The following is an 8512-nucleotide window of genomic DNA, read 5'->3' on the forward strand; positions in this document are numbered from 1 at the left end:
CCTATCCATAATTTACCTAGATTAACCATCTATAATCATAGGTAAATCTAGGTAAAATATCAACAGATGATTACCCCTCCTAAATCGCGGTTAGCTCGTTCGCGGTTGAGTAAGGGTAATCGAATATTTGCTAAATCAAATTCTTCTATCCATTCGGGGTAATAGGGGCTAATTATTCGCGGGCCGGTTTTAGAATCGGTCAATATGCATGTACTAGGATTTTTCTTGAATTCGCGAATATCCACCCGGAACGCCTCGTAATTCCGCAAGCCGAAGGCTGCAACCATGCCATAGACCCATTGCCAGCCTGGATGCTCGATTCGGTGGAAATAAGTCGCAATGTTAATATCTTCGGGTAGCTCTCTACGTTTGACGCTGTTAATCCCATAGTTCCCCGAATAGGGCTTTAAATTAACATCGATGTCGGCAAATTTTGCTAAAGCCTGTAAACACATGCAATATCGCTTACGGGTGCGAGTATCGGGTTTAGTTGTTAGTGCTAAATCTTTGAGTAGTTGAGGGGTAAGCGGTTCAGTCTTGGGTAGGTTTTTAAAAACCGTGTAGTACTCGACTGTCCATGTGGACATTGACTTGTTGTTGCGTTCTCTGCGGTTAAAATAATCTATCTCGAATTTTTCTATCCATTCCCCGCAGGTAAGGATTAATTGCTTGGGGTGAAATTTTGAATTTAAATTATTAGGATAATTTGTCGTATTTTGAAATTCTAAATTATTAGGATAATTTAAATTATTTGGAAATTTAATACTATTATCTGAATTTAAATTTTGATAATTATTTTTTAAATATTCTTCCCAGTTAAATATACCCAAGTCAATCTCACCACTAATTTTTCGCGCCATTGCCTCGGCTTTTTTGATTAATTCGGGGGTAGAGTGCCATCCAAGGTTCAATCTATCAGCCGTTGCCCCGTTGGGCTTTGGGGGGAATTTAGCACGTAAAACGAGCCGCTTACCTTCACGTTTGATTGATACTCCCGTGAAGGTAAGCCGCTCGTTTGCTTTTGATATCAGTTTATCGATATCAACCACGATGTTCCCTAGTCAGCGTTCTCACAATGCTTTATGTGCGTTTCAATCAAATTCATGTCGCAAACTTTTTGATAGTGTGAAGCTCCTGAATTAAAACCCTTTAAATCCCACCAGTCCTGATAGGGACAAATTAAATAATATTCATCCCCAGCAGAGGAATAAATTATCCACGATGCCTTATTCTCTTTATCTTTTTTAATGGTGAAACTATCTAAGGCTAGCTGTTTACGTAACTTGGCAACAAAAGCAGAATCATATTTAACGACTTTACCATTCGGCATAACATGCTCCACAACGATACTCGCCTGCATCATTAACAAAAACCTCTTTTTTAATACCGCAAAACGGGCATGGACTAGGCTCGTATCTGTTTCCTAGAGCGTTATGTTTGATCGCTTTTTTGTCGGCAACCGGAACCAGTGCTTTTATTTCGCTATCGCTTGACTCAAAGTCATTTTTAATATTCATCGCTTTTCACCCAAATTTTCTTCCAGGTTCCTTGCTCGTGATCGAATACTTCTAGCTCGTCGTCGCATTCTTCATAATCGGGGTCATCGCGGTCAAGCGCCCATGTCGCGCCACAGCTTAAACAGCTGTAAAACCCATGCTCGTTATCTTTTTTGACTTCTAACCATCCGCACTCTGGGCAAACTGGCTCGCCTTTGTAGGTTTCTAAGGTAATTCCTGTTTTCATGTTTTTAAGATTTGTAAATTTTTGTCCAAGTTAATTAGGGTATAAATAATCGCATGCAGTAGATGCATGCGATTATTGATATACCTAATGTGCGATCCAATTTCTACGGTGTGGTACTAGGGAATTGCGATCGCAGTTTTTATTTAGCGCTTACAGATTGTCTAAAAGCTTCAACCCCTCCGTCGTAATGCTGTCGAATAGCTCGCGCTATTTCTGTCTCATCCATCTTGTAGTAGATATCATCAGCGTCAACATCAGCAAACGCGCAATCAACTAGCCAGTCCCTCGCCTCCTTTAGTTCTCTCTCAGTTAAAAGTTTTTTTATTCCAGTTCCCGCATAGCGGTTGTAAGTTACCATTCGTTTTCCTTTCCCTCCTGTAATAATTCCTGTAAAAAATCTTTCCCAGATTGATAACTTCTCCCCTGCTGCTGCAACACTTCCTTGATTACAAAAGTTTCGGTTTTCCCGGTTTTCAGTAAATTTACAACTGCTAAATAAAGCGATTTACGGTTCCCGGAACCTGGAACTTCGGAACTTGAACTTTCCGCAACGGTCAACCACAAAGCTTCTAGCGATTCCCGCAGCTCGTCAATAATTTCCGGCGTGGAACCAGCTTCGGAACTTGTTTCTGTTGCATAGACTCGTGCAAGTTCCGACTCGATTTGCTCGGTTTCAAGTACCATCTCGGTATTACGTAGCTCCTTATTCATTGCGGCTCTGGCAATCGTTGCCGCTTCTTCTTCAATCAATTTCCTAGAAGTCCGTACTAGTGCAACGCCATGCAATAGTGACAAGGACAACGACGCGCCCTTACCTACTTTGCCAATTGGGGCTGATGCGGCTAACCACATTCCCAAGGCGCAACCAGCGTACATATAAGCTTTATGCCAGTTACTAAGAATTAACTGGTTAGCCATGTAGTTACCCCTCCAATCAACACCGCCACACCAAAACTAATCAAACAAGCGTAGAAATTTAGATTCCTAGCTTTGAAATAAGGGGCAATAGCATCATCACAAAGCCAACACACGCACCAAGCCGCAATCAATAAGCCATAAGCAGCACCAACAACTCGAACCATATTCGGATGCAGCGTCCCTAACCACGACAAAAGGCTAGAGGCGCTGCATCCAATTAGAAATAATCCAATTAAATACAGCGCTTTAGAAATCATTAGGTTACGGCTTCAATTTTTGCTCTAAGTTCGAGAATTCGTTTATTAGCCTTATTTTCGGCTTTCTCAATGCTTTTACCCATACCTACGTATTCAGGACGTAACCTGTGCAGTTTCCGGGATAAACTGGCATTAGAGCGTTGCTTGTCGGTTTCGCAAGACGCTACGGTTTTTTGGTAGTTCCGATGTTCTACATGAACCGTAGTGTCTGATTTCTCAATAGTTTTTAGAGACTTATAGGCTCGTTTACTTTGAATCGCTCCTGATTTTTTGTCTTTGGCTAGTGCGCGAAGATTGTCAGCTTGTTCCTTTGAGAAATAAGTGGGAGTCGTCACCACCGATTGGGTGCGAATGCTGTCCCAATTATTTTGGTTAAGCGGGGAAATAACATTATCATCGGTTGGCTGTAACGTCGTCTCAAGGCTTAAATTGTGATCGCCTTGGTAGGTGCGTTTATCCTTGTTATCGTCGTTCCCACCCGTACCAGTCTTATTAAAAACGGTTCCCATGATTCCCATAACTTTAGACTCCTACTGTACATAATTGTTTTTTAACTTTGTCGAACTGTTGCAGCTGCTGCTGCATGTTGCGCAATTGTTCCTGTTCGGTTGAGTTGTAAGTCACTGTTGCACCCAGGGCGATGCCGACACCGATTAGGCATAAACAAGTTAGCAAGATGAACGAGCTATTCGATTTTGCAGCAACGGTGGTCACGGGTTCATCTTGGTACATCTCCCCACGGAAGGGGACAACCTTTAAGTCGGTTTGTCTTTGGCTAGTTTTCATCCCACCAACCTCCGAGTTGTGGTATTCGCAATCAGATGCGTTGCACCAGCTTCAATCGACTGTTGCACTGACTGCTGCAATATTTCTCTGTCCTCATCGCTAGGGTTAGCAAGCATTTGCCGGATACGGGACACAGTGCGCTGCGGTAATTTTTGGAAGAAGGAGTGAGCGAGTTTTGTGGCTGTTGCATCTAATAGAGGTTCGATTATTTCTTCCCCAGTGCCAGTGGGGATATCATTTTCAAGTACCTGATCTGTAAACTCTTTGGATCGGGTTTTTAAAAACTCCACTCCCGCTTCTAACCAGAGGGTACGACCGCTTTCTTCTTTGACGTAGTGGTGTCCTTCGACAAAACAGGTATGGCGGGATAACCAGCTACGGACGGTACTTTCGGCAACCCCAATAGTTTCGGCAACTTGGGGAGTGGTTAAGGTTGACTTGGGTTGTTTAGTTGCCACTAACGTTCCCCTTGTTTGTTTTCCGTGACATAATCCAATTGCGACAAATTTCGAGAATAGGTAAATTTTGATTGCGGGGAATGGCTTTGGCTGTTCCCCTATTTTGTTGGCTGTAACCTATACCCGCAGGTAGACCTTAGTCGTGGTCACGTAATGAGGTTTTTCAAATCGCAATAACCCGCAGGTGAGACTTATCTCTAAAAATTGCGATCGCATTTTTATTTCGTTCAGACAGAACTAATGTTAGTATAATGTCTGAACAGAATAAGTCAATAGTTTTGTTCTGACAAAAAAGTTTTGTTCGTACTATAAAATAGGCGTAGTTGTTGTGTTATGTAAAAATGTCAAGACCCAAGACGCTAGCAGAAGATTCAATCCGTGCAACAGTGCGAATAAGCGAGAGGGACTGGGAAGCCTTCAAATCCCAAGCAGAAGCGATGGGGTTAAACAGATCGGATTTGATACGACAAATTGCACAGGGGAAAATACCACTGGGACAACTTCCCAGTCAGGAGAAACTACTAATGGGAAAATCCTAGAGCGTCTTGAATTTATAGAAAACGCTTACTTAAGCTATGTTCAATCACATCAACAACGACTTGAAGCATGTCTAGTTGAGAGTAAAGAGCATGAGGCGATTTTTAAAGAAGCAATTCAAGCGCTAAAGCAGGACATACATGACTTAGCTTCTGATTTAGACAAATAAGCCGTCTCACCCATTGGGTGGACGGCTTTGCTTTTATCCAGTTTCAGATTCTAATTCCAAATATGACTGTCGAGTTAATGGGTGGGGACATCCTTGTTAAGTTGCTCCCTTAGATCATCCAATACAGATTTATCCCCTTCCTCTACTTCGATAATCTCTTCCTTGGCATCAGGCACAAAATCTATGGCGATACGCGCACTAATTCGTCCTTTTATCCAACCCCCTCCGTTTATTTGTAGTACTTCACATTCAGTGCCGTTACTAATCCACTCAAGTAGAGGGTTTCCTACATAGTTTTTGGCTACCTGCTTAACGTCAGAAAACTTGCTCATCAACTGCTTAGTCAAGTTTAAATTGATATTTTTCATTGAAATTACGTCATCGTCGCCTAACTCAATTATTTCTTTCACAACATTTTTCTCCTGATTTAATTAACCAGCTTGCACCCGGCTAATTAAATCTTTCCCAAAAATCTACCCGATCCACCAATGCCCAAATTCAAAGAACTAACGACTATACTCCACTTCTGCATGTGGAGCGCGGTAAAATCCCGAAAATTCCGATCCTTCCAACTCCGGTTTATCTTCCCAGTTTATTTGTGGTTTCGCCACTGGGAACTTGATCGTGGGTTTACTCTAGAAGTAAACCTTACGTTCCACACCCCAAAATTTATATTCGACTACCCATCAAGCGCCCTTGATGACTATTCCAATATTTGCGATCGCAAGGATTTGAAATTCCTATATGAAGACAACATCCCCTTCTGACGACTTGGAAAAACGCCTACTGCGTATCGAACGACATTTTGACACCCTCAAATACCACCTGTGGCAACAGAATCTATTGATACAGGCAGTAGTTGACGAGTTGAGAGAATTTAACCCGCAAACCATACAGGTAGATGAATTATCCCTCGCTCTTGGTGCCGAGCGCAAGTCCTTAAAAGCACTAACAAACTTAAACCAGAAAACATTACCAAGTAAACAATAACACCATGAAAAAACAGACAGAAAAAAAACGAGCGCTTACTCGTTTTCCCGGCTTCAAATTATTAATTATTATGCCTATCATAGCGCATATTAATTCAATAAATAACTCTACCTTGGGGGTGAATTGATATGGTTGCAATTCCTCATGATTTTACCCCAACGGTTCCCGATGTTTTACCCCCTTGCTGTTTAGAAGCAGAGGAATCAGTCCTCGGTGGTGTCATGCTAGACCCAGGTGCGATTGATAGAATTAAGTTCAGACTTAAACCCGAACATTTTTATCTTCCAAGCCATAAACTAATCTATGAAGCTTGTTTAAAATTATCAAAGAAGAATCAGCCCACAGAGCTTTTGACACTGACTAGTTACCTGAGTGACCATCACCAATTAGATAAAATTGGGGGTAAAACCAAGCTAGTAAGCTTACTTGAAAGGTGCGTTTCGACGGCTAACATAGACCATTTAGCAGGGTTAATATGTCAAAAGGCGCTACGACGCGGGTTGATTGAATTAGGTAATAGCACGATGCAACTAGGCTATTCCAACGAAATGGAGATAGATGAAATACTTGGAATAGTTCGCAAAAAAACCGAGCGACTAACAGGGTTAGAGTTAATACAAACTGAAGACGAAAATCGCCTTAGTCGATTTAATCATCTTATCGACAAACTAAAGAATGTATACACAAAGATTGTCGAACCTGACTATCGTCTGTATTGTCTTCAGGAATTAGCTTGTGAGGTTTCAAAAAGTACAAGGTTCCTAGAAGACTTATACGCTCGTCACCTTGTTAAGAAAGTAGTCTCCCCGTTGATGACCTATGAAGAACTAAAGGAAGTAGCAAGGTCTTCAACTAAGGAATGGTTGCATCAGGGTTTATTCCCTAAGCGTACTACGGGAGTCCTTTACGGGAGCGGAGGAATATTAAAAACAAAACTCCTGTATCAAGTATGTAAATCGCTAATCCAAGGTAAAAACCTCGGAGAATTTAGCGCCACTGGTCAAAAGCGCAAAATAATGATTTACCAGGGTGACGAAAGAGAGAGTGACATGGCATCAGCACTAGAGATAATGGGTTATGACGAGGGTGATATAGGGCAATACATCAAGATTCGCTTTAATTGGAGTTTTGAACATATGCCGTTACTAATCCAAGATTTAAAGGATTTTCAGCCAGATTTTGTAATTATCGACTCTCTAACTTTTAGTTCTCGATTTTCTAGTTACAACGAGAACGAAGTTGCTTATGCTCGTCCGATTTTAGAATTAACTGGTTTAGCTAACGAACATAACACCAGTTTTATGTTAGTTCACCATGCTAACCGCAATGGTGATATTCGTGGAAGCTCGGCAATATTTAACGCGGTATCCGAAGTTTGGAAAATAGAAAAGGATATCTCCCAGTTCGCCACACCCAACGACCGACTATTAACAGTAGAGAAATCGCGATCGCGCTCTTCCGGTAAAAAGTACCGGGTAATATTCGAGCCTGATAATTTGGATTTTGTATTTTTAGGTGAACAGGACAAAGACAACCTAGAGAATCAGACAGACGTTAATTGTAGAGCCAGCATCCTTGAATATTTGCGGAATTCCCCTAATGTTCCCTACACCTGTGAAGAATTAGTCCATTACGTCAAGTACTCGCGTTCCTTTACCGCTAAAGCGTTGTCTTTACTTGTTTGCGATGGACTAGTTAACTGCAAGCGAGGGAGAGGGAGTCGTGCTAGTACATTTTACCTAGCTTATGAGGGAGCAATCCCACTTAGTACTCAATTTGCTGCTCCTACCGAGGGGGTGAGGGGTGAGACCCTGGAGCAGCAAATAGGAGCAGCAAATATCTATACCCAGCATGGATTACAGGATTGCTGCTCCTCTGCTCCTACAGAAACTAAAACTTTTTTCGAGAATTCTCCACCAGAACACGAAAAAAGAGGAGCAGAGGAGCAGCAAATGCTGAAAGCCATACCCAGTATAGATAAATTTGCTGCTCCTACCTTAAATACAAAAGAGGAGCAGCTAAATCAGCAGGAGCAGCAAATTTATGCCCCCAACGTGTGTTATAATCCGCCCGAAAATCCAGAAGATATTGCCCCAATTCAACAGTCACTTATCCCTGAAATACCAACAAGAACAAAAAGCGAGCCGTTGCAAAAAATTCAAGCCAAACATGTAACGTGCTTTGGGGAAGTAAAAGCGATCGCGCAACAGATTGATAGCAAGATGTGGCAATTTACTATTACCCCAACAGGTGAAGGGTTCAGGGCAATAATGGTTGAGGAAAAAATAGGTAAAAGTAAACCTGAAACCAGAATTAAACATCATATAGATGAATGGTTGCGAAGTAAAAATTTTCAGGTCTATAAGACTGATGTTGCCCCCGCTCAATGGGTTGATAACTGCAAATGGGTAGAATCAGGCGAGCATTACGAGCCGATGCGAAAAACCCACACTTTTGTAGATGTAGATGGAAAATTTATCAAGGTTTCCGGTCACGGGTGCGATCGTATTCGAGTGATGCGTCATTAGTCAGGGTCGGGAATTTCTACGGTTTTCCCTGCGAGTGCATGGGTACAGTCTAGGCTGTTGACTTTGTGCCTTTTTAGGCTATTTTGGTTCATACAGTTTCTGTGTCGTCCACTAAATCAGAAAATA

The 8512-nt window shown here is 41.9% G+C and carries 14 protein-coding genes; 3 read left to right on the forward strand and 11 right to left on the reverse strand.

Translation table 11 applies throughout. The annotated features are described in order from the left end of the window. Positions 1–59 precede the first annotated feature (59 nt). The 10 genes from CK510_RS21315 to CK510_RS21360 all read right to left on the reverse strand — a co-directional run bounded on the left by CK510_RS21315 (position 60) and on the right by CK510_RS21360 (position 4162). A complete protein-coding gene (locus CK510_RS21315; RefSeq protein ID WP_158224941.1) occupies positions 60–1049 on the reverse strand; it encodes an Arm DNA-binding domain-containing protein in 990 nt (329 codons plus the stop codon). Positions 1050–1057: 8 nt separating this feature from the next. Further along, complete coding sequence (locus CK510_RS21320; RefSeq protein WP_095723615.1) at positions 1058–1330, reverse strand: hypothetical protein; 273 nt, start codon at positions 1328–1330, stop codon at positions 1058–1060. Then, positions 1317–1517, reverse strand: a complete 201-nt coding sequence (locus CK510_RS32905; RefSeq protein WP_095723616.1) for a hypothetical protein — start codon at positions 1515–1517, stop codon at positions 1317–1319. Before CK510_RS32905 ends, CK510_RS21320 begins: the two co-directional genes overlap by 14 nt. Continuing rightward, positions 1507–1743: a hypothetical protein gene (locus CK510_RS21330; protein ID WP_095723617.1), complete on the reverse strand. Its 237-nt coding sequence runs from the start codon at positions 1741–1743 to the stop codon at positions 1507–1509. The genes CK510_RS32905 and CK510_RS21330 overlap by 11 nt, the downstream gene beginning before the upstream one ends. A 139-nt stretch (positions 1744–1882) precedes the next feature. Continuing rightward, positions 1883–2101 (reverse strand): peptide ABC transporter substrate-binding protein, encoded by a 219-nt coding sequence (locus CK510_RS21335; RefSeq protein ID WP_095723618.1) that lies wholly within the window; start codon positions 2099–2101, stop codon positions 1883–1885. Then, positions 2095–2661 (reverse strand): hypothetical protein, encoded by a 567-nt coding sequence (locus CK510_RS21340; RefSeq protein WP_095723619.1) that lies wholly within the window; start codon positions 2659–2661, stop codon positions 2095–2097. Before CK510_RS21340 ends, CK510_RS21335 begins: the two co-directional genes overlap by 7 nt. Continuing rightward, complete coding sequence (locus CK510_RS21345; protein WP_095723620.1) at positions 2646–2918, reverse strand: hypothetical protein; 273 nt, start codon at positions 2916–2918, stop codon at positions 2646–2648. The genes CK510_RS21340 and CK510_RS21345 overlap by 16 nt, the downstream gene beginning before the upstream one ends. After that, a complete protein-coding gene (locus CK510_RS21350) occupies positions 2918–3427 on the reverse strand; it encodes a hypothetical protein (RefSeq protein ID WP_143289372.1) in 510 nt (169 codons plus the stop codon). Before CK510_RS21350 ends, CK510_RS21345 begins: the two co-directional genes overlap by 1 nt. A 13-nt stretch (positions 3428–3440) precedes the next feature. Continuing rightward, a complete protein-coding gene (locus CK510_RS21355; protein ID WP_095723622.1) occupies positions 3441–3704 on the reverse strand; it encodes a hypothetical protein in 264 nt (87 codons plus the stop codon). Next, entirely contained in the window at positions 3701–4162 is a 462-nt protein-coding gene (locus CK510_RS21360; RefSeq protein WP_095723623.1) for a hypothetical protein, read from the reverse strand. The genes CK510_RS21355 and CK510_RS21360 overlap by 4 nt, the downstream gene beginning before the upstream one ends. A gap of 328 nt (positions 4163–4490) precedes the next feature. Here CK510_RS21360 and CK510_RS21365 point away from each other — a divergent pair, with 328 nt between their 5' ends. Beyond that, positions 4491–4868, forward strand: a complete 378-nt coding sequence (locus CK510_RS21365; RefSeq protein ID WP_095723624.1) for a hypothetical protein — start codon at positions 4491–4493, stop codon at positions 4866–4868. Positions 4869–4942: 74 nt separating this feature from the next. On the opposite strand, the gene CK510_RS21370 is transcribed toward CK510_RS21365, so the two are convergent. Beyond that, positions 4943–5278: a KGK domain-containing protein gene (locus tag CK510_RS21370; RefSeq protein WP_095723625.1), complete on the reverse strand. Its 336-nt coding sequence runs from the start codon at positions 5276–5278 to the stop codon at positions 4943–4945. 334 nt (positions 5279–5612) lie between these two features. On the opposite strand from CK510_RS21370, the gene CK510_RS21375 reads away from it, so the two are divergent. Continuing rightward, the gene (locus CK510_RS21375) at positions 5613–5858 is read left to right on the forward strand and encodes a hypothetical protein (RefSeq protein ID WP_095723626.1); all 246 of its coding nucleotides are present in this window, start codon (positions 5613–5615) and stop codon (positions 5856–5858) included. 128 nt (positions 5859–5986) lie between these two features. Further along, on the forward strand, positions 5987–8386 hold the full coding sequence (locus tag CK510_RS21380; RefSeq protein WP_095723627.1) for a DnaB-like helicase N-terminal domain-containing protein: 2400 nt from the start codon (positions 5987–5989) through the stop codon (positions 8384–8386). Positions 8387–8512: the final 126 nt, after the last annotated feature.

Source organism: Brunnivagina elsteri CCALA 953, assembly GCF_002289455.1.
Classification (GTDB): domain Bacteria; phylum Cyanobacteriota; class Cyanobacteriia; order Cyanobacteriales; family Nostocaceae; genus Brunnivagina; species Brunnivagina elsteri.

Coding starts and splice junctions, on each gene's coding strand:
- CK510_RS21340 (WP_095723619.1), bottom strand. CDS start 2,661: ATGGCTAACCAGTTAATTCTTAGTAACTGGCATAAAGCTTATATGTAC.
- CK510_RS21335 (WP_095723618.1), bottom strand. CDS start 2,101: ATGGTAACTTACAACCGCTATGCGGGAACTGGAATAAAAAAACTTTTA.
- CK510_RS21355 (WP_095723622.1), bottom strand. CDS start 3,704: ATGAAAACTAGCCAAAGACAAACCGACTTAAAGGTTGTCCCCTTCCGT.
- CK510_RS21330 (WP_095723617.1), bottom strand. CDS start 1,743: ATGAAAACAGGAATTACCTTAGAAACCTACAAAGGCGAGCCAGTTTGC.
- CK510_RS21380 (WP_095723627.1), top strand. CDS start 5,987: ATGGTTGCAATTCCTCATGATTTTACCCCAACGGTTCCCGATGTTTTA.
- CK510_RS21350 (WP_143289372.1), bottom strand. CDS start 3,427: ATGGGAACCGTTTTTAATAAGACTGGTACGGGTGGGAACGACGATAAC.
- CK510_RS21345 (WP_095723620.1), bottom strand. CDS start 2,918: ATGATTTCTAAAGCGCTGTATTTAATTGGATTATTTCTAATTGGATGC.
- CK510_RS21375 (WP_095723626.1), top strand. CDS start 5,613: ATGAAGACAACATCCCCTTCTGACGACTTGGAAAAACGCCTACTGCGT.
- CK510_RS21320 (WP_095723615.1), bottom strand. CDS start 1,330: ATGCCGAATGGTAAAGTCGTTAAATATGATTCTGCTTTTGTTGCCAAG.
- CK510_RS32905 (WP_095723616.1), bottom strand. CDS start 1,517: ATGAATATTAAAAATGACTTTGAGTCAAGCGATAGCGAAATAAAAGCA.